The sequence below is a fragment of the Leptolyngbya sp. O-77 genome (assembly GCF_001548395.1).
Taxonomy (GTDB): domain Bacteria; phylum Cyanobacteriota; class Cyanobacteriia; order Elainellales; family Elainellaceae; genus Thermoleptolyngbya.
In genome coordinates this window covers 5,269,074-5,290,035 of sequence record NZ_AP017367.1, presented here as the reverse complement: position 1 = coordinate 5,290,035, position 20,962 = coordinate 5,269,074, and the positions used below count along the sequence as shown (strand labels likewise).

19 protein-coding genes and 1 pseudogene are annotated in these 20,962 nt (G+C 50.8%); 14 read left to right on the top strand and 6 right to left on the bottom strand.

Translation table 11 applies throughout. From position 1 onward, the window contains the following. Positions 1–15 precede the first annotated feature (15 nt). From O77CONTIG1_RS22385 to O77CONTIG1_RS22340, 9 genes are all read left to right on the top strand, one after another. On the top strand, positions 16–276 hold the full coding sequence (locus O77CONTIG1_RS22385) for an AbrB/MazE/SpoVT family DNA-binding domain-containing protein (protein WP_068515395.1): 261 nt from the start codon (positions 16–18) through the stop codon (positions 274–276). Then, positions 269–670, top strand: coding sequence for a type II toxin-antitoxin system VapC family toxin (locus O77CONTIG1_RS22380; RefSeq protein WP_084782921.1), 402 nt, complete (start codon positions 269–271; stop codon positions 668–670). The genes O77CONTIG1_RS22385 and O77CONTIG1_RS22380 overlap by 8 nt, the downstream gene beginning before the upstream one ends. A gap of 22 nt (positions 671–692) precedes the next feature. Next, complete coding sequence (gene csx7 / locus O77CONTIG1_RS22375) at positions 693–1,541, top strand: CRISPR-associated RAMP protein Csx7 (RefSeq protein WP_068515390.1); 849 nt, start codon at positions 693–695, stop codon at positions 1,539–1,541. Beyond that, positions 1,534–2,478 carry an RAMP superfamily CRISPR-associated protein gene (locus O77CONTIG1_RS22370; RefSeq protein WP_068515387.1) on the top strand — a complete coding sequence of 315 codons (945 nt, stop codon included), beginning with the start codon at positions 1,534–1,536 and terminating at the stop codon, positions 2,476–2,478. Before csx7 ends, O77CONTIG1_RS22370 begins: the two co-directional genes overlap by 8 nt. Beyond that, a complete protein-coding gene (locus O77CONTIG1_RS22365) occupies positions 2,475–2,945 on the top strand; it encodes a hypothetical protein (RefSeq protein WP_068515384.1) in 471 nt (156 codons plus the stop codon). Before O77CONTIG1_RS22370 ends, O77CONTIG1_RS22365 begins: the two co-directional genes overlap by 4 nt. Before the next feature lie 2 nt (positions 2,946–2,947). Then, on the top strand, positions 2,948–4,120 hold the full coding sequence (locus O77CONTIG1_RS24005; protein WP_084782920.1) for an RAMP superfamily CRISPR-associated protein: 1,173 nt from the start codon (positions 2,948–2,950) through the stop codon (positions 4,118–4,120). Between the two features lie 159 nt (positions 4,121–4,279). Next, positions 4,280–4,963: a hypothetical protein gene (locus O77CONTIG1_RS22350; protein WP_068515374.1), complete on the top strand. Its 684-nt coding sequence runs from the start codon at positions 4,280–4,282 to the stop codon at positions 4,961–4,963. Positions 4,964–4,972: 9 nt separating this feature from the next. Continuing rightward, positions 4,973–6,208 (top strand): TIGR02221 family CRISPR-associated protein, encoded by a 1,236-nt coding sequence (gene csx2 / locus O77CONTIG1_RS22345; protein WP_197673273.1) that lies wholly within the window; start codon positions 4,973–4,975, stop codon positions 6,206–6,208. A 236-nt stretch (positions 6,209–6,444) separates the two neighbouring features. Further along, positions 6,445–6,999, top strand: a complete 555-nt coding sequence (locus tag O77CONTIG1_RS22340) for a Uma2 family endonuclease (protein ID WP_068515372.1) — start codon at positions 6,445–6,447, stop codon at positions 6,997–6,999. A 119-nt stretch (positions 7,000–7,118) separates the two neighbouring features. Here O77CONTIG1_RS22340 and O77CONTIG1_RS22335 read toward each other — a convergent pair whose 3' ends face one another. Beyond that, positions 7,119–7,769, bottom strand: coding sequence for a Uma2 family endonuclease (locus O77CONTIG1_RS22335; RefSeq protein ID WP_068515368.1), 651 nt, complete (start codon positions 7,767–7,769; stop codon positions 7,119–7,121). Between the two features lie 197 nt (positions 7,770–7,966). Here O77CONTIG1_RS22335 and O77CONTIG1_RS22330 point away from each other — a divergent pair, with 197 nt between their 5' ends. Beyond that, the gene (locus O77CONTIG1_RS22330) at positions 7,967–8,587 is read left to right on the top strand and encodes a hypothetical protein (RefSeq protein WP_068515366.1); all 621 of its coding nucleotides are present in this window, start codon (positions 7,967–7,969) and stop codon (positions 8,585–8,587) included. Positions 8,588–8,722: 135 nt separating this feature from the next. Continuing rightward, complete coding sequence (locus tag O77CONTIG1_RS22325; RefSeq protein WP_068515365.1) at positions 8,723–10,030, top strand: TIGR02710 family CRISPR-associated CARF protein; 1,308 nt, start codon at positions 8,723–8,725, stop codon at positions 10,028–10,030. 243 nt (positions 10,031–10,273) lie between these two features. Here the strand turns inward: O77CONTIG1_RS22325 and O77CONTIG1_RS22320 are convergent, their stop codons facing one another. Beyond that, entirely contained in the window at positions 10,274–13,063 is a 2,790-nt protein-coding gene (locus O77CONTIG1_RS22320) for a cyclic nucleotide-binding domain-containing protein (RefSeq protein ID WP_068515362.1), read from the bottom strand. Positions 13,064–13,424: 361 nt separating this feature from the next. Between O77CONTIG1_RS22320 and O77CONTIG1_RS22315 the strand changes: the two genes are divergently transcribed. Continuing rightward, positions 13,425–15,074 (top strand): FAD-dependent oxidoreductase, encoded by a 1,650-nt coding sequence (locus tag O77CONTIG1_RS22315; RefSeq protein WP_068515358.1) that lies wholly within the window; start codon positions 13,425–13,427, stop codon positions 15,072–15,074. Here the strand turns inward: O77CONTIG1_RS22315 and O77CONTIG1_RS22310 are convergent. Further along, entirely contained in the window at positions 15,050–15,652 is a 603-nt protein-coding gene (locus O77CONTIG1_RS22310; protein ID WP_068515356.1) for a cation transporter, read from the bottom strand. The two genes, O77CONTIG1_RS22315 and O77CONTIG1_RS22310, sit on opposite strands and share 25 nt — an antisense overlap. A gap of 297 nt (positions 15,653–15,949) precedes the next feature. Further along, positions 15,950–16,396 (bottom strand): NUDIX domain-containing protein, encoded by a 447-nt coding sequence (locus O77CONTIG1_RS22305; protein ID WP_172799741.1) that lies wholly within the window; start codon positions 16,394–16,396, stop codon positions 15,950–15,952. Between the two features lie 216 nt (positions 16,397–16,612). Here O77CONTIG1_RS22305 and O77CONTIG1_RS24000 point away from each other — a divergent pair. Then, positions 16,613–17,602, top strand: a pseudogene (locus tag O77CONTIG1_RS24000) (IS1 family transposase). Between the two features lie 69 nt (positions 17,603–17,671). Next, on the top strand, positions 17,672–18,148 hold the full coding sequence (locus tag O77CONTIG1_RS22290; RefSeq protein ID WP_317134164.1) for an MBL fold metallo-hydrolase: 477 nt from the start codon (positions 17,672–17,674) through the stop codon (positions 18,146–18,148). 261 nt (positions 18,149–18,409) lie between these two features. Here O77CONTIG1_RS22290 and cydB read toward each other — a convergent pair whose 3' ends face one another. Together cydB and O77CONTIG1_RS22280 are read right to left on the bottom strand one after the other, a co-directional pair. After that, positions 18,410–19,423, bottom strand: coding sequence for a cytochrome d ubiquinol oxidase subunit II (cydB, locus tag O77CONTIG1_RS22285; RefSeq protein ID WP_068515353.1), 1,014 nt, complete (start codon positions 19,421–19,423; stop codon positions 18,410–18,412). 58 nt (positions 19,424–19,481) lie between these two features. Next, complete coding sequence (locus O77CONTIG1_RS22280) at positions 19,482–20,858, bottom strand: cytochrome ubiquinol oxidase subunit I (RefSeq protein ID WP_317134268.1); 1,377 nt, start codon at positions 20,856–20,858, stop codon at positions 19,482–19,484. Positions 20,859–20,962: the final 104 nt, after the last annotated feature.

Below are 20,962 nucleotides of genomic sequence, written 5' to 3'. Positions count from 1 at the left end.
TGGAGTTAGTAGTCTATGACTTTACAGCAGTATCCAAAAACACTTTATCTAGATGCCGAAGGCCGCTTATCACTACCTGATTCGGTTCGTCAGGAACTGGGCTTGGTTGAAGGCGATCGCTTTATCCTGACGGTTTCAGAGACAGGGGTGATTCAACTCACGAGCCTGAAACAGAAGATTCATAGCTTGCGCGGAATCCTTAAAAATCCAACTCCAGAAAAAAGCGTTGTTGATGAGCTAATTCAGGAACGTCGTCGGAGCGCAGCCTGTGAGTAGTGTAGTTTTAGATGCTTCAGCGATGCTGGCCTATCTTTTTGATGAAGATGGAGCTGGCCTTGTCGAAACAGCACTCAACGATAGTGCCTGTATCGGTGCTATTAACTGGGCTGAAGTCCTGTCAAAGGTTGAAGATAAGGGACACTCCTCCGAAGCACTAATCATAACCCTGACAAACCAAGGGCTGTTAGGCAACACTTTAGAAGTGTTGTCAACAACCGAAAAAGATGCTCTGTTGATTGCTCAGCTACGACCCCAAACCAAATCATTGGGGCTTTCGTTAGGCGATCGCGCTTGTTTGGCTCTTGGCATGAGGCTAGAAATTCCGGTATTAACTGCCGATACTGCCTGGAATAATCTCACCCTGAATATATCTATCCGTATGGTTCGTTAACTCTAATCGCAGGGAGAAAGCAATGTTTGATGTTTTCAAAAACCGTCTGGAAATCAGTGGCACTCTGACCACTGTAACCGCATTACGCATTTCCCAGGGTCGATCGACCGAACCAATCGGCTCTGACCTGCCAGTGGTGAAAGATTCCCTGGGGCGGCCCCTGATTCCGGGAGCCAGTTTTAAGGGAGCCATGCGATCGCGCCTGGAAAGTTTTCTACGCGGTATCGATCCGGGTCTAGCGATTGATCCTAGTGAACTCGCCGGTTCAGACTGGATGAACTGGGTTAAGGGGCAAAAGAAAGAGTATGAGAAGAACGATGATGCATTGACACAAGCCCTTCTGCATAAAACAGATTTGGCCTCCCACGTTTTTGGTTCTCCCTGGATCGCCAGTAAATTTCAAGTTCGCGATCTCACCGTTTTCCCGGATGCCTGGTTTGGGCAGTACCAGGAGCGCGATGGAGTGGCGATTGATCGGGATACAGAAACGGCTGCCGATGGCAAGCTCTACGACTTCCAGGTGGTACCGGCAGGAACTCCCTTTGAGTTCAAAGCCATCGTTGAGAATGCTGAAGATTGGGAACTGGGCTTGCTCATGATCGGCCTGCACCAGTTTGAGACCGAGCAGATTCCCTTGGGGGGAGGGCGATCGCGTGGGCTAGGCGTTGTAAAGCTGCAGCTCGACGAAATGATTTGGGTTAACCCTAGCAATCCCCAGGATTTGATGGATTACCTGAAACATTTAGTGGATGGCCGGCTTCAGCCTTACGTTAAATCCCCTCAAGAAATAGAGACACTGAAACATCAGTGGACAACAGAATTACTTAACCAACTGCCCAGATTAGCCGCGAGGGAGACTACTCATGCATAAACGTTTTGTAAACCACTGCACCATTGAACTCACGATTTCTCCCTGCGGTCCCATCCTGATCAAATCGGGCAAAGAAGGGGCTGACCCTACTAAACCCGATATGGAATTTGTGGAGACCTATCACCGGGGCGGGAAGTCGATTTACCTGCCCGGTAGTTCCCTTAAGGGGGCCATTCGTGCCCATGCGGAGCGGATTGTCCGCACGGTAGGGAGCGATCGCCGTCCCAGCAACGGTCAGGGCATCTGGGCCAATGATCCGCTGAATGACAAACGCGACTATCTCAAAGAAAAGTCTGCACCAGAGATTTATAAACTGTCCTGCTTTACGGATCAGATGTTTGGCAGCACTGAAATTGCCAGTCGAGTTCGGATTGAGGATGCTTATCCCGTTAATCGCGCGCAACTCAAAATTGAGGAACGCAATGGCGTGGCGATCGATCGGGTATTCGGCTCTGTTGCCGTTGGTCCCTTTAACTATCAGGTGTGTACCGTCGGTGACTTCAAAACCAAGATTCATCTGAAGAACTTTACCCTGGCACAATTGGGGTTAATCGGTCTGGTATTGCGTGACTTGAATGATGGGTGGTTTGGTCTCGGCTTTGCTAAATCTCGCGGCATGGGAACCGTCACGGTTCAGTACGATTCAGCCACCGTTCAGTATCCTGGCTGTGTGCGGGAGAATGGGCAGATTAAAGCGATCGCCTCCAGTCAGCAATGGCCACACACCATGCTATTGGGAGCGGGCGAGTTCTTAGACGCAACCGAGGCTGAGAAGTATGGTTTTCCCAGGCCCGATCACCAGGAAACGCCTGTTGCCGCTGCCGCCATGCCCCTCGGCTTTGGGGTACAACTGGTTTGGACTGGGCAAACCCAGGTTGAAGATTTGTTTGAACGCTCCGTCAAAGCCTGGAGTCGGTTATTGGGGGTAGCCGCATGAGTGCCTTTGTGGGAACCTGTACGGTTGATTCGGCTGAGGAGTTGCGATCGCTAATCCAGCAGTTTCAGAGTGAAAACTCCTGCTTCTTCCTGCGATGGCCCCATGAAGTCAGCGGTTTTTGCAAAACCCTACCCGATGACTTCCCCAGTCCCGAAGGCCAAGTTTTCGATAGCCAAAAGGAACTGCGCTGGAAACGCCAGGGAAGGGGTTACAGTGTGTTGCTACTGAGCAATCAGACAGATCCAGTGCCGGGATTTACAGCCCTCGATGGTAACTGGGAAGCCTGCGATAGCGCTTTGCGCGACGAAGTCGTTCGCCCCGCTCACTGCCATGAATCCAAAGAAACCCGATATCCCAAAGGCTTTTACTTTGGTACTGGTGTCAATTCTAAAGCCATTCAACAACGCTACTTCCGCGATCGCCGAACCGCCACCATTCATTTCGTTGCCCTGACACTCATTAAATAGCCATGTCTAACACACCGCGTCCTAACTCCCGTCCTAAACGCCCTCAGCCATCCCGCCCTGCTAATAATCGATCCACAGGAAACCTGTCTCCAAAACCCTATCGGCTAATCCCGTTTCCTAAAGACACTTCTGGCAACCTATTGGCTTTAGCGAAAGCTCGACCAGCAGGTCTTGATCGTTATAAAGCAAGTTACTATACCGGCAAGATTGCCTTGCAATTAAACGTTCACACAGCTACGACAGTCTTATCGGGAATCACTGTGCTTGGTAGTGATATCGCTTCCAAAATTCCAAAAGATTCATTGATTAAGACTGCGATTTCTCGATCAGGTCAGTTGATAATTCCAGGTAGTTCATTAAAAGGGAGCGTGCGCTCTATACATGAAGCAATTACTAGGAGTTGTATTTGTAAAGTATCTAGAGGTTATAAGCTCGATAAACAGCAAGTCAGGATCAAAGTTCCGGAGGGTTATCGAGAATGCTCTCCTGAAAAAAAGGATATCCGTGATAGGAACGTTGAACTTTGCCCATCCTGTCAAGTTTTTGGTGCGATCAATTGCGAAGGTCTTGTCTCTTTCAGTGATGCAATATGCACTCAAAAAGCAGCAATTAAATTTGTTCCTTCTTTATATCAACCACACCTGAAAAAAGCAGATTATTACTCAAATGTTGAAGAGAATGTAGTAGGTGGTCGTAAATTCTACTATCACTTTACTAATTCAATACATGAAGGTGAAAAGGGAATTAATACACAACTGGCTGTGTCTGAGTCCTGCTTTGTAGGAAGTTTACAGTTTGTCAACCTGACAAAAGCACAATTGGGAGGGTTGTTGGTGGCGCTAGGCCAAGATCAGAATCATCAATTTGCACTGAAAGTTGGCACCGGCAAACCAATTGGGATGGGCAGCTTAACCGTTGATATATCAGAGATGGAAATCTGGACTCGCTCCGGTGCTGGCAATAGAGACAATGGGATTATTCCAGATCTGCGCGATCGCTACACTCGCTATACCCTGCCAGAATCTAATCAGTTGACGGGTGAGGCACTGGAGCAATTTATGCAACAGATGATTCAAGCTGCCCATCGAGAGTTAATTCAGGAGCGGCAACTGCAACAACTCGCAGAAGTGCTGAAATTCCCCACCGATCGCGCTGCCCCCAGCGGAGTTTATTAAGATGAAGAACTTAAGAATTTCACCACAGAGACACGGAGGGCACCGAGACATGGCTCTGTGTTCTCTGTGCCTCTGTGGTAAAGTCCCAGACTAAGCCTCTCAAACGACAGGTTTGTACTATGACGTGAGCAGCAACATTATGAAGGATAAATGACGGAGATGGACACACTCATCGAATCTGCAACTGAAACAGAAACCCCAATGACTGAAGCCGAGTGGCAGGTTGCCCATACGATCGCCCAAACCCTGGTGCAGCAGAAGGTGGACGTAAACGAACTGGGAAAGGCGATCGCCTACCTCCGCTTTGCCATCCAGCAAAATCCAGAAAATGCCGGAACGCAATTTTTCAAATACCTGAAAACCCTGGTCAGCCAGGGCAAAAGCATTGGTCACAGTGGCAAAACCCCAGAGTACTACCGCAACCTAGACAAGGCTTGCAGCAGCTATTTGCAGACCTATCAAACTCAACCATTGATCCTGTTGCACATCCTGGGCTGGACAGCCCGATTGATCCGCTACTACAAAGAAGGCGGAGTCATCAGTGAGCCGTTAACAACCACTCAAACAGCACCCACTGCAACAACTCAGGTGCAGGAATCGGAACGCCAGGCAGAAATTCGCGCCATTGCCCAAGACCAGAATTTCCAGGTCGGGCAACAGATAGAGGCAACAGTCAAAAGTATCAAAGGTAAGGAAGTCACCTACGAACTGCCAGGAGGGATTAAACTCACGGTCAAAGAACCGAAAAAGTGCGGTGAGTTATCTGTAGGGCAGAGTGTACAGGTAGAAATTCTGGAACTACGAGAGAACGGCACTCCCAAAAAGGTGAAGTGGGTCAGTTAAGGTATTGAGATGATTAAGCATATGAAACTTCTCACGTTTCTGGGAACGAACACCTACTCCTGCACCACCTATGTGTGGCAAGACCAGGAAAAACAGACGGAGTATGTTGCCGCAGCACTGGCTGAGTTTTTTCAAGTGGAGACTGTCCAGGTATTTCTGACATCCGAGGCGAGGGCGAAGCATTGGGAAGCCTTTCAACAAGCAGTTCCCCAAGCGAAGGATATAGATATTCCATCGGGTCAGTCAGAAGATGAACTCTGGCAGATTTTTGAATCAGTTGTGAATTCAGTCGAACCTGACGAAATCATTATCCTTGATGTAACCCACTCGTTTCGCTCGATTCCCCTCTTTGTATTTCTAGCCGGGATCTATCTTCAAAGGGCACGTAATGTCAAAATTGCTGGAGTTTACTACGGAGCCTATGAGCGAGATCGGGAGCGATCGCCCATCTTTGACTTAACTCCCACCCTCAAATTTGCAGAATGGCTAACTGCAACTGATAAATTTTTGAACACTGGTTCAGCAAAAGAACTAGGGCAATTACTCTCGACCATTCAGCAGGACTTCTATCGGCAAGGTCGGCAAAATCAAGAGCCGATTGCGCCTAGGGCGCTTCGACAATTTGGCGATCGTATTCAGGCAATTTCCGACAGCATTGAGCTAGTTCGTCCACTCAAACTCATGGAAGAAACGGCTCAGCTAGAGAAGATTTCCAATGAAACTCTGAAAACAGAAGTCGGAATCTTTGCCCAACCCTTTGCCCTGCTGCTCGATCGAATTCAGGCAGACTATAGCCAGTTTGCCCTCGCTCAACCACGAGAGGCTGCCAGTAGTGAAACCTTAGCTAAGCAATTTGATCTTCTATGCTGGTATGTTGACAAGTCCTTGAGTACCCAGGCGATCTTACTCAGCCGCGAATGGGTTGTCTCGACATTATGCGTTGGACTAGGACGTGATTACCTCCAGAAAAGCGAACGGGAGTTCGTTGAGCAAAGCTTGAATCAATTGGTTGAGTGGGCAAAGGACAAAGAAAGCAATCCTCAGCCAAGTGCAGCCGATGCATTGAAACCGATTGTTGCAGACCTAGAAGATTTATCAAAACTGTGGTCCCAATTACGCGATATGCGGAATGACCTTGCTCACACCGAGATGCGACAGAACTCCCTCTCCGCTTCGGATATGACACGGTTTGTACGGGAGGAGTTACTCACTCGTTTGAGAGAACTTTTTAGAGATTTGAACTAAGCGGGAACCTAAGCAGAACCTTTATGAGTAAGTTACTGTGACTATGCAAACCATCATCATGACCGTAGGCACCTCCCTACGCACAAACCCAGATTGCGCCACTTGTTCTTTGCATCCCTGGAATATCAACCATAACAGTCACAATTAGGGAGATTATCTGCAATTGGGTACGATTCGACATAAAAAACTGGACTGACAAACCGATTGATGCCCATCCCTTACCAACATGAGATGCTATGTCAACTGCGACTAAACTCACCTTCGACGAATATCTCCGTTATGAAGACGGCACTGATAATCGGTATGAACTAGAGGATGGAGACCTGGTTTTAATGAATCCACCAATCGGTCTTCATGCTCTCATCCTTCGATTTCTCAGCAACACACTGGAAGCTGAAATCAAGCGCCTCAATCTTCCCTGGGCTACCTTACAGTTTCTCGGCATTCGGACAGCCCCTCGGCGATCGCGCTTGCCTGATTTATCGGTTGTGCCCCTGGAGGTGGTGCGGGAATACCGGGATCAATCAGCGGTTGTTGAAGCGGGCGTTCTGTTGGTGATTGAGGTGGTCAGCCCGGAGTCTAGCAAACGAGACTATCGCTTCAAGCGAGCGGAATATGCAGCGTTTGGCATTCCTGAATACTGGATTGTTGACCCTATGGAACAAAAAGTGAGTGTACTTCAATTGGTTGAGGGACTCTATGAAGATCAGGTGTTTCAAGGAGAAGATTTGCTTCGCTCAACGCTATTCCCTGAATTGTCCCTGACACCCAATCAAATCTTGCATCAATAATGCTCAGCGTTTTTCACTTAGGAAAGATTGTCCGCGATTGGTGCTACTCGATATGAAAAGCTCGACCAGTCAATCAATTGATGCCGATCGCTTACTAGAGCCATGCCGCTACCACTTTTCTAACCAGTAATCTGCTCCCTCACCCAGGCTCTCACGGCTCGCCGCAGGGCCAATCGCCCCTGTTCCCGATGTGCCTCAATGAGCTGAGGCAACTCCTGCACTCGCAGAGCCGGAAAAACGTTACTCTGGTCTGCCGGGCGGTATTCATCCGCTTGCAGCCGGTAAACCGTGAGTTGACCTTGGTCGTAGCACCAAATTTCTGGCACTCCCAGGCGTTGATAGATGGGGAAACGGTTGAGGGATTTGCTCGTGAGGTCAATTTCTAAGGCGAGATCAGGTGGAGGATCTTGATCCAGATCGAAACTCAGTTTACCCCGCACGCGAGCTTCATTTTGGAAGTAAAAGCAATTATCAGGCTCTATCCCGGCTTGCTCTGCTCGTTTTCTCCAGGTTGTCGAACCGTAGCTTTCGTAATTGATCTCCAGTTCCTCACTGATATCCTTGAGCGCATCGCTGATGGTTTCTTTGAAATACTCGTGCTCTGGTAAAGGTGCCATAATTTCTAACAAGCCATTGTCGTAGGCAATGCGCGTGCTGCGGTGGTTTCCCATCTCCGCCAAAATGGCCTCAAACTCTGACCAGCTCACATCGTGCAGCAAGAGACATTTCCCAGGTGGTACCTCCAATTGGCGCAGTTGAAGCGTGACCATTGGCGTTGACCTCGACCAGTAAACAGTTCTCCCTCAATTATATAGCGCTACACGCATAGGTCAGGACAAAGCGTTTGACATCATGCTGGAATTAGAACCCCACCTTTCTGGCATCACAAGTCGCTTGAGGGAGTGCGGTCTGGCTTTGGTTCAACTGGGCTATGCTATGACAAGACCTGTGCAGCGGAGGAGTCGCCATGTCATTCAGCGAGTTTAAGGGCCTGGGTGAAACCCTCAAAACGTTTGAGGTTGTCTACACCGAAGCCAACTTCGTGGAACCATTGCCCTTCCCAGTTTCGGATTATTTTAGACAAGATTTACAGTTGATGATGGAAGAAGCAGTGGTAGACAACTCAGAGTATGCCATTTGCGAGAATTTGGTGTATCCCATCCTTAAGGAAGTCTGGAAGGAGTACCGATCGCACTTCATTCTCTGGAGCCACGAGTATCTCAGTTGCGATGCTCAGTTGTCGGGGTTTCCCGAATACGTTTTGGCACGGCGATCGCCCCTCGGCAAAATTGTGTTCGATAAGCCCTACTTCGTCCTGGTAGAAGCCAAGCAAGATAACTTTGATGCCGCCTGGGGGCAATGTCTAGCTGAAATGGTGGCGGCTCAACGGCTCAACGACCTGCCAGAGTTAGTCATATACGGCATTACCTCCAACGGCGATCGCTGGCAATTTGGCAAATTAGAGGGCACCCACTTTACCTTCAACCGCACCTTCTACACCATTCAAGAGTTATATACCCTCTTCGCAGCGGTTAACTATGTGTTTCGCCAATGTCAGATCCAGTTGAATACTTTAGTTGCTGCCTAGCGCCACTATAGCTTTCAACGAGCAACGCGACTTGCACTCGCTGCCAGAATACCCGGTAGTTTGGCTATATTCCCTGACTGAAAATCCCTGACTGAAAACTCGTTGAGATTCCGTTCAGAGTCCTCTGTTTTTTCCATGTCCACCATCTTACTCATTACCGTTGGCGGTTCACCTCAGCCGATTATTACTGCGATTCAGTCTCTCAATCCCAATCGCATTGTGTTCATCTGTTCTGATGGTCCCAGAGGCAGTGTTTCTCAGGTGATTGGCGAGGGAACGCCCTGTGAAATTCGGCGGGGGCCAGAGGTGGTGGAACGGTTGCCGAATTTGCCAACCCACTTGGGCCTGGGCGATCGCTTTAATCCAGACACCGATCTGGTACGCCTAGACAATCCTGATGATTTAGCCGAGTGCTACGGACGCATTGCCGCCAAAATCAACGACATCAAAGCCACTGATCCCAATGCTCAACTTTTGGCAGACTATACCGGCGGCACCAAAACCATGTCCCTGGCACTGGGCATGGCGGCATTGGACTATGGCGTAGCGCTTTATCTGACTACCAACGCCACCCGCGAAAATCTGATCCGGGTCGAACGGGGCGAATCGACCGAGCGGGCACCCACCACCCTGCTGACGGTGGAACGCACGCTCAACCAAGATCTGCCTCGGTTTTTGCAAGACTACAACTACAGCGGGGCGATCGCCACCCTGCAAACCCTGCTGCAATCCCTGGAACTGCCCCAGGATCAGAAACGCAAACTCCGGGAATGGTTGGATATTTACAAAGGTTTTGATGCCTGGGATCGGTTTGATCACCAAACAGCTTGGGATTTACTTTCCCTGCACATGAATCAGGTACAGTCTTACGGACTGGCGCTCAAGCGCGTCCTCAGCAGTCGCCAGGCGATTGACCCTACCTTTCAGCCAACCGAAACGATTCCTGGTCACGGCTACGAACTGGTGGAAGACCTGCTGCTCAATGCCCAGCGTCGTGCCCACCAGCAGCGCTATGATGATGCTGTTGGTCGGTTGTATCGAGCGCTAGAATTACTGGCCCAAATTCACCTGCGGCAGACCTATGAGTTGCAAACGGGTGATGTGGATCTGGATAAGTTGCCTGCCGAATTGCGGGAGAAGTACAGTGCCGAGCGCAATCCCCGCAACGGCAAAATTCAGCTTCCGTTGTGGAAAAGCTATCTCCTGCTGAGCGAGTTGCCAAACGATCCACTGGGGCAACAGTTTCAGGAACACGCCAAATACCTAGAAAATGCACTCCAGGTGCGCAATTATTCACTGTTTGCCCACGGCTTTCAGCCGATTACCGAAAATGACTACCGTCAAACTGGGCAGGTGATTCAAACTTTCATCACAACCGCTTTAGATGCACTCATTCCTGGCAAAAAGCACCATCCCCTGCCCCAGTTTCCAACCAGCTTATAAATCAGAGGCCAGACTTGGGGTTAGCTTTAGCCAGAAGCGGAAGCTCAATTGCTGGGCGAGTCATGCAACCAACTTCTAATCCACAAGATCTTCAAAACGGCGGTTGACCTGTTCAGCCGCCACTCGTAAGCGAGCTAATATCAAATCTCCAAAGATACATATAAACAAAGGAATGCGGAAGAATAGAGCGATCGCCGGCTTGGCGCTCATCTAGCCATCGCTTTTGGCTTTGCTGGATGAGCGTCAAACCCTCACCAAGCGCTGGAGTTGGCGGCTCTCCAGTTCCAACACCTGACGCGCAAAATCTGGGTCTCGCTCCAGCAGTTCATCGAAGGTATCAACGGGCACTGCGAGAATACGAGTCCTGTCACTCTCAGCGGTAATCGTGTTTTCCAGGTCACTGTGGGTCAAGACCTCTAGCTCATCCAGCATTTGCCCAGGGTGGAACTGCTCAACCCGCACCTGATCGCCAGACTGGTAGCGAATATTGGCATCTCCTTCGATCAACAGCAACAGTTCTCGACAGGTATCGCCGGCCTCGGTGATTACGTCTCCGGCAGCATACGCCCTCACTTCAGCGCGATCGCCCAGGGCCATCAACGTATCGGTGTGAATGCCGTGGAAAAAGTCGCTGTTAAACAGATACACCAGCTTCTCTAGGGAAGGGAAAGCCGAGAGGGGTGAATTGGCAGGGAGGGTTTTCACCTGCTCGGCTGTTTCTTGCAGCAGAGCCGAGGGCGAGGCCATGGGCAGGGTTTGGGCGATCGCTCTGCCACGGTCGGGGTTGAGTTGGGCAATTAGATACAACGCACTCGCCTGCACCAAGGGATTGTAGTGCTGTAGCAAAAATTCCAGGTAGTCCACCGTTTCTTGCAGAGCAGGAGCTGCCTCGCTAGACGACCAGCCCTGCGCCGTCAAGACCTGCACCATCGCTGGGGCAAGCTTGCTCTGCCAGGGCTTTTGAGTTGCAGACCGGGCCGCAATGGCAGGCACCAACTGCTGAAAGGACTGGGCCAAGGCGATCGCGTCGGGCTGGTCCTGTAGGGTGATTAGGGTATCCAGCAAGGCATAGGCGATCAGTTCTTGTTTGCGATGGACGGTCTCCTGCAAAACCTGGAGCACCGCCGGGTGCTGTTGCAGGGCGGGGTGGTGCAGGGCGCGATCGCACCCCACCCACTCCCGCAGGCGAGCCAGCAATCCCTCTGCCTTCTGCACATTGCTCGCTGCTGGCGACAGGCTGTTCTGGATCCAGTCTTCCTCCTGGGGAGTAATGGAGTATTCCCGGCGGAGCGAACGAAGGATTGCTGTGTCCTCCTCGGAGCCAATGCGACGGGTTAACCCTGGCTGCTGTTGCAGTCGCATGAGCCGCTCCAGCGATTTCTGATATCCCGTTAGGCGGATCTGATTTTCCAGCGTCCGCTGACGATTGGGGTCTAGTAAGGCAGGGTCTTCAATCCCCAACTCTTCCAAGACATCGCGGTGCTCATCATCGGAGATGTCTAACTCGCGTCGCATCTGCGCCAACACTTGCAGACTATTGGAGGTGTTCACATATCCCTCCTCCAGAGCCTCACGCAGCACGCCTTTGTAAGCCTCATGCCGCTTCTCTCGGGTAAAGTCTGGTAGCACCTTTGCCAGCAGATAGACTTCATTGGCGTTGAGGTCATCGAGCGATCGCCCTTCTAGATATTGGGCAATATCTAGGTTTAACTTCTCTAACTGCTTGCGGAAACGATTGGAAAGATTCTCGCGGGAATATAGCTCAGGACTACGCCGCCAACTCTTAACTAACCAAAGCGTACTGAGAAAAACCAATAGAATATCGTAAAGCGTTTGAAATCCGGTCGGTGTGAGTAGGATTAACGGACGTGCTGCAAAGATAAAAAAGAAATTGAAAGCAATAAAGGTAACCACCACAAAAATACGGTGTTGGATCAGATCATTGCTCCAATGCTTGTGCCGACTGCGGTTGTAAGCCTTGACCGCGCGTTCAGCTGCTCTGCCGAGGACATAACCTGCAACCGTGAAGCCGCCCAAAACTAGGGGGACAGCAAATAACTTGGGGATGGCGATCGCTTGCCCCTGGAGGTAAAGCCCTGGACTCCATAGGGCAGCAAGCTGGTTGGGGTCGCGGTTCCAAACTCCAGAAAAGTAATAGTCCCAATTGCCTGCATAGAGATAGTAGTAGACAAAATAACCCACCATCAGCCCCAGATAGCCGTAGCGCATCACCACCTCATCTGGGCGGTGCAAGCCATCCCAGTAAGTCCGCTCAGAGTCAATATCAAAACAAGGACTCTGACAGGCGACACAGGCGCTCTGTTCGGTGCCTTCTGGGGTGACCGTGCGACACATAGACTGCGTGATGCGACTCTCGCTCAGATGAGCCTTGCTGCCAAACAGCCCCCTCGGCTCGCTAAACACCGTCTGCACTGGGGCCATCGGACAAAAATACTGACACCAGGACTTACCGCCGTAGAAATAGCCGATGGCGATCGCAAACACAATCGTGAATACCAACCACCCTCCCAAGACAAGCCGGTCGGCATTAAAAAATAAAATTCGCCCACATAACCCAATGAATAGATAAGCAAATTGAAAATATAAGTAATTACGACCCAACCAGGATTCTGATCGCACCTTCGCTAACTCATAGCGCACCTTACCAGTCTTTTCATTGGCCCGCTTAAACTGCCGCTGCCAGCCCAAAGCCCGTGGGATCTGCGACAGGAAGGACAACGGACAGATGCGCCGCCACAACTCATGCCCAAACACCAGCAGAATAAAGATGCCAGCAGGAACGATCGCCCCCCAAAATAAGGTAGCGCCAATTGGGTAAGGCTGCTCCTCCACGCACACGCCTTGCACCGGAACACACTCCCCCGTCAACGCCAGTGGGCTCCACGGATGGTCGGGAACGGTCAGCGCTGCGGTCCACGGGTCGTAGAATAACGACGCAATCACCAGCAGCCAGCCCACCGTGAGGAACCAGCGAGTCCAGTGCATCTTCCGTTCGGGGATGTTCGCAAACATAGACTGTGTTGTGGGATGTTCAGTACACAGCGCAATATTACACCGTTGATGTGACACCAATGTTGCAAAAGATTACCTTGTGTCGAGAAATCTTGACCCTCTGAACGCTCAGCAGATTTCTGCCTATGATGCCTGCTACATGGCTCAGTTTTCGTGAGTGTCCCAATTGTCTTCGCCACCCTCAAGAGGACACGAACGAGATAGCATTTTGGACAAAGCGTGAGCGGCGCAACTATCGCATCAAGTTCACAATACACACATCTGCTGTGATTCTGATTCGCTTTGTGAATGAGCCACTGCCACTACGGCAAATTTGAGCATAATGAATGGGAAAATGAACGGGAAATAGAAGAAAGATTCAATGGCTAAACCACGAATTTTGATTGTTGGCGGCGTTGCCGGAGGGACCTCTTGCGCGGCGCGGGCACGGCGGCTATCAGAAGCCGCAGAGATTATCATCTTCGATCGCGGTCAATTTGTATCTTTTGCTAACTGTGGTTTACCCTACTATGTCGGCAGTGTGATTGCTGATGAAAAAAAGCTGTTGGTTGCCAATTCAGACTTATTTAAGCAACGGTTTAACATCGAGGTGCGGCTACAGCACGAAGTGACTGCGATTGATCGTGCTGCCCAAACTCTGACGGTCAAAAACCTGCAAACCGGAGAGCTAAAACAAGAATCCTATGATGCTCTCGTGTTATCTCCCGGTGCTGCCCCAATCCGTCCGCCCCTACCAGGAATAGAGCGACCCGGAATTTTTGCGCTGCGAACCATCCCTGATAGCCGTCGGATTCGAGAATGGATTGACACGCATCAGGTGAAGCGAGCGGTGGTTGTGGGCGGTGGCTTTATTGGGCTGGAAATGGCAGAAAATTTGGTGCATCGTGGTATCGCTGTAACGCTAATAGAAAAGTTGCCTCAGGTGATGCCGCCCTTTGATCCAGAGATGATGACCCCGGTTCATGCTCACCTCCGAGATCAAGGCCTACAGCTCTGCTTAAACGATGGCGTTCAAGGCTTTACGGTTGGATCAGAAGATAACTTGCTGGTTCACACAGACTCCGGCGAGCAGCATTCTGCTGACATGGTAATTTTGGCAATCGGGGTGCGCCCAGAGAATACGCTAGCCAAAGAGGCAGGGCTGGAACTGGGCGATCGCGGCGGCATCCGGGTCAATGCAGCCATGCAAACCAGTGACCCTCATATTTGGGCAGTGGGGGATGCTGTAGAAGTGCAGGATTTTGTCACGAAAGAGTGGACCCTGATTCCTCTGGCTGGGCCGGCCAATCGTCAAGGACGGATCGCAGCCGAAACCATTTTGGGACGAGACTCACAATTTCGCGGCGTACAGGGAACCTCGGTTTGCGGCATTTTTGGCATGACGGTGGCATGTACTGGGGCCAGTGAAAAAACGCTCCGACGGGTAGGCATGGACTACCGAAAGGTTTATCTGCATCCTGGTCATCATGCAGGCTACTTTCCTGGGGCCCAGCCAATCGACATTAAGCTTTTATATGCTCCAGCCGATGGTCGAATTCTGGGAGCGCAGGCTGTTGGCCGAGAGGGAACCGAGAAGCGGGTTGATGTGCTGGCTATGGCGATTCAGGCCGGAATGACTGTGTTCGACTTGGAAGAAGTAGAACTATGTTACGCACCGCAATTTGGAGCGGCCAAAGATCCGGTGAATATGGCGGGGATGATTGCAGCGAATGCGCTGCGCGGCGATGCACCCATTGTCTACTGGGAAGACCTTGACTTGGCACAAGTGACTCTGGTGGATGTGCGCGAGGAGTCTGAGTTTGAACGGGGACATATTGCTGGGGCAATCAATGTTCCCTTATCGCAACTGCGGCAGCGGATGGGAGATTTGCCGGGCGATCGCCCGCTTTGGATCTACTGCCAGGTGGGACAGCGCGGCTATTATGCCACCCGAACCCTGCGGCAATCTGGGTTTGATGCCTATAATCTCACAGGTGGCTTCAAGACCTATGAAGCCTCAACAGGGGCTTGATCGCGCAAAATAGCGATGCCGCCCCGCAGGACAATCGCCGCGACGATCAGCCCTATGACCAAATCGGGCAACCGCGACCCGGTCATGCTGACCAAGAAACCCGCCGCGATCACGCCCAAATTGGCAATCACATCATTCTTGGAGAAGATCCAGCTTGCCCGCATGTGAACTTCTCCCTGACGATGTTTGGCAATAAGCAGCAGGCAAGCCACGTTTGCAGCCAGAGCCAATAGCCCAATGCCCACCATCCAAGTCGGCTCAGGGTCGCTGCCAAGGACAAACCGCCGCACCACGTCTGCTAAAACTAACAGCGCCAATCCTATTTGAAACAGACCGCTTAAGCCAGCGGCTCTTTTTTTGGCTGCGGGCGAGCGCCCCACAGCATACAGGGCAATACTGTAGACGGTAGCATCAGCAAACATATCGAGGGAGTCTGCCACCAAAGCGGTTGAACCCGCCAGCAGCCCCGTCACAAGCTCCAGCGCAAACATCAAGGCATTGACCGCCAGCAGCCAGCCCAGCGTTTTGCGCTGTGCCGCATTCGCCGCCTTAACATCACCACATCCGCAATCAGACATAGCGCTCCTTGAATGTAAAGTGGTCGGCTCTGAGAACAGGTGACTGAACCCTCAGCAGCGAATCTAGATTCAAATTCATTGGTGCTAGAGCCTTAAGTATGATAAACGGAAAATCCATTCTAGAAGCACCGTTCGACACTGTAGACAGTTAATCACGCTCAGTAATTGATGGATGCCTGATGGAGTGATGGAATAGGCGGCTGAGATTAATTCCTTGGCAGGTTCGGTAGCGCTGTGGAGGTGGGCAACAAAGCCGTAGAGTTTTTGGTTCGAGAAAGAACATGGTTTCCCTCCCCGTTAAATTCGAGAATCTGGAAATCCAGCAACAAAGCCGTAGAGTTTTTGGTTCGAGAAAGAGCTATTGACGGCCCATCCGGTGGAGTTTAGGGCGATTAGCTGATCGACCGAAGCGGCATCAATGCCAAGTTCTCGTTGTAGGATGGCGATCGCCGCCTGTTCTGGACTGGTTCCTGCGGGCACTCGTCCGCCAGGAAGATCCAACGTGACCGACCCAACGCCAGGACGATAGCTGGGAGACGGAAAGAGAATCTGTTCGTTCTGAATCGGCAGCACAATAACCGAATCCGCTTTCTCAATTCGCCAATACTCGAGTATGTTTCCACGATGATCTTGAAGATGTTCGCCGATCACGGTCAGCCAGTGCGAATGCATCTCCAGAAACCGATCCTGCACCGTCCAAGCTTGTTCAGCCCAGAATTGTTCCGCGTCAAAGGATGGAGTCATGACTGATTTAATGCTTGAGATTGGCGATCGCCCTAAAAATCAATAGCCCCCCCTATCGAATTACCTATCGAATTATCCAGCGAATTACCCACCTACCAGGCAACCCCTACTAAACCTTACCGCATCAAACTGCTTCAATCGGTTTCCCAAAGATTCTGGGCACTGGTCTGCTAAGGAGTGATGTGTAAAATGGTTGCATCGAGTGGATGAGAGGCGATGCTCTGCCCAAAATGTGAAAGTCAGCAGGTCGTCAAAAACGGCAAGGCTACCCTGCAAGACGGTGCTGTTGTGCAGAAATATGTATGCAAAGCCTGCCGCAAGCAATTCAACGACCGACTGCACCCCGATGGCGCGACTGCGAACCTCCTCAACGATTGTGACATTGGCAATGAATGTCCGCACTGAAGGAATGGGGGTACGAGCAACTGGACGGTCTTTTGGCAAATCTCACTCCACCATCCTGCGATGGGAAGAGCGTTTAGCCAACCAACTCAGCGAATGGTCACCAACTGCACCAGAAACAGCAGACCTCACAGTCGAAGGAGATGAGGTCTACACTCGCGTGGGCGAGAACCTCCCCCCCAGTGAGTGCGAAGGATGGACGATCCACTTCATCGAACGAGAGACACGCTACTGGATCGCCGCACAAGCGGGACAAAAACGGGATAAATTATTTCGCCAAGGGACAAAGGCGGCATGGACGTGGGCATCTGCGGCCCAGTTTATTCGTTGGTTTAGTGATGGAGAACGGCGCTACGGCATTATGTTATGGCAACTTGCCAGTGTGACGCTTGCTTCTGGTGAGGCACACCCCGATTATGGGCGACGCAAAGTGTGGCGTGAGGGGTTGGAGGTGGCGATGAAGATTAAGGGGTCGCAAGGTCAGAAGCGAGTTGAGTGGGTGAAAGTCGAGCATCCGTTCACCGCGATTAGCCCTGAGCATGAAGTCCACGCCAATCATAATGAGGCGCACAATAGTGCGTTGAGACGACGGGCAACCTATCGACGGCGACAGAATTTGTATGCCAAGCGAGTCGCAGCCTTACAACGAGTGTTAGACGTGCAGCGGTTGGTGCATAACTGGGTACGCCCCATCATGGATTGAAAAAAGATACGACTCCAGCAATGGCAATGGGATACTGTGATCGCCCGATCTCAATGCTTGAATTGCTGACAACCCGAGGCTTTGCCTCCCTCATCCGTTAGAAGACCAGTGCCCACATCCATGCTGACCATGTTACGGGTACGGGCAAGCTGCGGGATGCTACGGGATGTTTGGGGGTCGTTCCTGCAAATGCCCAAGCGACTTGTGCCGATCGCTTTATCCAGGATGGCGAAGTGCTGCAAATGGGTTCAATTCAGATTGAGGCGATCGCCACTCTGGGCCACACCGACAGCCACATGGCGTATCTGGTCAACGGGACACATCTGTTGACGGGTGACTCCCTGTTCATTCGCGGCTGCGGACGCACCGACTTTCAAAGCGGCAATGCTGGGGCAATGTACGACGCCATCACCCAACGCCTGTTTACCTTGCCGGATGAAACGCTGGTATATCCAGGACATGACTATAAGGGCGAAACGGTCTCTACGATTGGCGAAGAGAAGCAGTGGAATCCTCGCTTTGTAGGACAAACGCGGGAGAGCTTTATTGACCTGATGGCCAACCTAAACCTGCCCAATCCCAAGAAGATTATGGAAGCGGTGCCCGCTAATCAGGAATGCGGCAAAGTGGCGATCGCGGCTCGATAGAGACGGCTGCTTCATCAACGAGTGTACTGGGAACCTGTACGCTACATAGGTTCCCAGCACGTTTTTATCCAAGCCCTTATCCAAAGCTTTAATCCAAAGCTTTCAGGACCTACGCACTTGCGATATGCTCTTTGGGTTTTGGACATTGGGTTTTGGACAGTTTCTCACGGGTTGCGCACGCGAGAAATTGTCCAACTGCGTAAGTCCTAGCTTTATCCAAATCAGATCTCCAAATCGGATTCAGCGATGCCGAAATAGGGATTACTCTGTGTAGTGGACTCCAGCAACCTTACCTCGGAACACAATGTAGTTGTAGATATTGTAGAACAGCATGATTGGAATCAGAAAGCCGATAAAGATAATCATGAAAACAAGTGCGCTGGGAGCCGCTGCTGCTTGATAGATAGTGATATCAGGCGGAATGATGTAGGGAAACACAACTAATCCCAATCCTACAAAAGTAAGCAAAAAGAGTAAGATTGTCCAGATTAGCGGAGTCACTTCAGCTTTCCGATTCAAGCTCCTCAGCAATAGCCCAATTAGCACGATCCCCAATGCAGGAATTAGCGCAAAGATATACACTTCTGGCTGATGAAACAGCTTGGCTCTGGCGTTTTCATAGACCACAGGCGTGACGATCGTAATCAAGACTGCACCAATCAAGGTAGTGACGGCTGCTAACTTTGCAGTGCGGTAGTGCGTGTTTTGAAGTTCTCCATCGGTTTTGAGAATTAGATACGTTGAGCCAATCAAAACATATCCTTGAATGAGTGTGAGAGCGACCAAGAGCGATCGCCAATCGAGCCAGTCCCAAATGCTTCCAACAAAGTGGCCAGCTTCATCGACCGCAATTCCCTCCAAAACACTACCTAAAGCAAAACCCTGAAACAGGGCTGCCATAAAGCTCCCCACACCAAACGCTAGATTCCAAAACACCTTGTTGGTGGAATGTTCTCGAAATTCAAAAGCAACGGCTCGAAAAATCAAACCAAAAATCATCCCAAAAATTGGAATATAGAGTGCATTTAAGATCGTGCCGTAGGCAAGGGGGAACGCACCAAACAATGCTCCGCCCATTAGCACCAGCCAAGTTTCATTCGCATCCCAAACATTTCCCAAACTGGTCATGAGAATGCTGCGTCGTTTTTCATCAGAACTCGTCAGCGACAAAATACCCACGCCCAAATCAAAGCCATCTAGCATGACATAAAGGAACAGGAACAGAGCCAAAATGACAAACCAGACCTGTGTTAGAAAGTGTTCTAAATTTTCCATACTCTTATCAAATGAGTGAGGTCTACCCTTGCCAGATACTTACTCAATAGGCTCAACCTTACTGCTGGGCTTCAATAGGGCGTTGGTCAGGAATAAATTTAGCGGGTTCTGTCTCTACCGCAGGTTGATTCTCGATTCCCGGCACAGGCAATTCTAGGTTGGGGCCCCGACGAATAATGCGACTGCCAAAAAATAGCGCACAGATAAACAGAGTCGTATACACGGCTGCAAAAATTAGCAGGGATGTCAACACCTCGCTCGCAGGCAAGTTGGAAACCCCCTCCGCTGTGCGAATTTGCCCGTACACCACCCAGGGCTGTCGTCCTACACAGCGCACAATCCATCCCGACTCTACGGCAATGTAGCCCAAGGGAGCCGCTAGTAGCCAGGTTCGCAATAGCCACTTTTGGTGGGCGATCGCCTCTGGTGCAAACTTGCCCCGCAGCCATTGGATCACACTCACCCCCATCAAGCCCGCCAAGAAAAAGCCAATCCCGCTCATGATGCGGAACGAGTAATAAACCAAGCCCACCATTTTGGGTCGGTCGTCTGGCTGCCATTCTTTAAGGCCCAAAACAGGTTCAGAGAGGTTTTTCTTGAATTCCAAAATGTAGCCCAGTCCATTGGGAATAGAAATCTCCCAGTCGTTTCGCTCTAGCTTGTTGTTGGGCAACGCCACCAAGCTCCAATCCGCAGGTTGTCCCGCTGGGCTGGTTTCCCACTTGGCCTCCATTGCGGCTAGCTTAGTTGGCTGATAGTGCGCTACCTGCTCGGCGCTGAGGTGCCCAATGTAAATCTGCAAGGGAGTGACGGCGATCGCCACTGCCACAGCAATTTTGAGCGATCGGGCAAAGAACTCAGGATGGCGGTGGTTGAGAATATACCAGGCACTAATTCCGCCAATGACAAACAGCGACGTTTCCAAGGTTGCGAAGAACATATGGGAAACGCTGATGAACATGAAGGGATTCAAAATCGCCTGAAAGTAGTCATCCACGATGAACTTTCCGTTGACAAGCTCTCCACCTGCGGGTGTTTGCAGCCAGGAATTTGCCACCAAAATCCAAAATGTGGAAAGGTTCGCACCAAAAGCAACCATAATGGTGGAGAAATAATGAATGACTGGATGTACTCGCTCCCAGCCAAAGAGCATAATGCCTAGGAATCCAGCTTCGAGCATGAAGGCCATTGCGCCTTCAAACCCCAGAATGCTGCCAAAAAAATCGCCCACTGCTTCTGAAAAAGGGGCCCAGTTTGTGCCGAACTGAAACTCCATCGGCAAGCCAGAGGCAACACCAATGCCAAAGTTTAGAACATATAGTTTCGACCAGAAGCGGGCGTGGCGGTAGTAATCTGGATTTTTCGTCCTCAGCCACAATCCTTCAACCACAACAAGGTAGATTGCCATACCTGTTGTAAGAACGGGCCAGAGCATGTGAAAGATAGCCGTCAAAGCAAACTGCATTCGCGACAGTGTGACAGTATCAGCCCAGATAGCCATAGTTGCCTCATTGACAAGGGTTTAGACAAAGGTTTAGA

Coding starts and splice junctions, on each gene's coding strand:
- O77CONTIG1_RS22335 (WP_068515368.1), bottom strand. CDS start 7,769: ATGGTCACGCTTCAACTGCGCCAATTGGAGGTACCACCTGGGAAATGT.
- O77CONTIG1_RS22385 (WP_068515395.1), top strand. CDS start 16: ATGACTTTACAGCAGTATCCAAAAACACTTTATCTAGATGCCGAAGGC.
- O77CONTIG1_RS24005 (WP_084782920.1), top strand. CDS start 2,948: ATGTCTAACACACCGCGTCCTAACTCCCGTCCTAAACGCCCTCAGCCA.
- O77CONTIG1_RS22350 (WP_068515374.1), top strand. CDS start 4,280: ATGGACACACTCATCGAATCTGCAACTGAAACAGAAACCCCAATGACT.
- O77CONTIG1_RS22310 (WP_068515356.1), bottom strand. CDS start 15,652: ATGTCTGATTGCGGATGTGGTGATGTTAAGGCGGCGAATGCGGCACAG.
- O77CONTIG1_RS22365 (WP_068515384.1), top strand. CDS start 2,475: ATGAGTGCCTTTGTGGGAACCTGTACGGTTGATTCGGCTGAGGAGTTG.
- O77CONTIG1_RS22330 (WP_068515366.1), top strand. CDS start 7,967: ATGTCATTCAGCGAGTTTAAGGGCCTGGGTGAAACCCTCAAAACGTTT.
- O77CONTIG1_RS22370 (WP_068515387.1), top strand. CDS start 1,534: ATGCATAAACGTTTTGTAAACCACTGCACCATTGAACTCACGATTTCT.
- O77CONTIG1_RS22305 (WP_172799741.1), bottom strand. CDS start 16,396: ATGACTCCATCCTTTGACGCGGAACAATTCTGGGCTGAACAAGCTTGG.
- O77CONTIG1_RS22325 (WP_068515365.1), top strand. CDS start 8,723: ATGTCCACCATCTTACTCATTACCGTTGGCGGTTCACCTCAGCCGATT.
- cydB (WP_068515353.1), bottom strand. CDS start 19,423: ATGGAAAATTTAGAACACTTTCTAACACAGGTCTGGTTTGTCATTTTG.
- O77CONTIG1_RS22315 (WP_068515358.1), top strand. CDS start 13,425: ATGGCTAAACCACGAATTTTGATTGTTGGCGGCGTTGCCGGAGGGACC.
- csx2 (WP_197673273.1), top strand. CDS start 4,973: ATGATTAAGCATATGAAACTTCTCACGTTTCTGGGAACGAACACCTAC.
- O77CONTIG1_RS22320 (WP_068515362.1), bottom strand. CDS start 13,063: ATGTTTGCGAACATCCCCGAACGGAAGATGCACTGGACTCGCTGGTTC.
- csx7 (WP_068515390.1), top strand. CDS start 693: ATGTTTGATGTTTTCAAAAACCGTCTGGAAATCAGTGGCACTCTGACC.
- O77CONTIG1_RS22340 (WP_068515372.1), top strand. CDS start 6,445: ATGTCAACTGCGACTAAACTCACCTTCGACGAATATCTCCGTTATGAA.
- O77CONTIG1_RS22280 (WP_317134268.1), bottom strand. CDS start 20,858: ATGCTCTGGCCCGTTCTTACAACAGGTATGGCAATCTACCTTGTTGTG.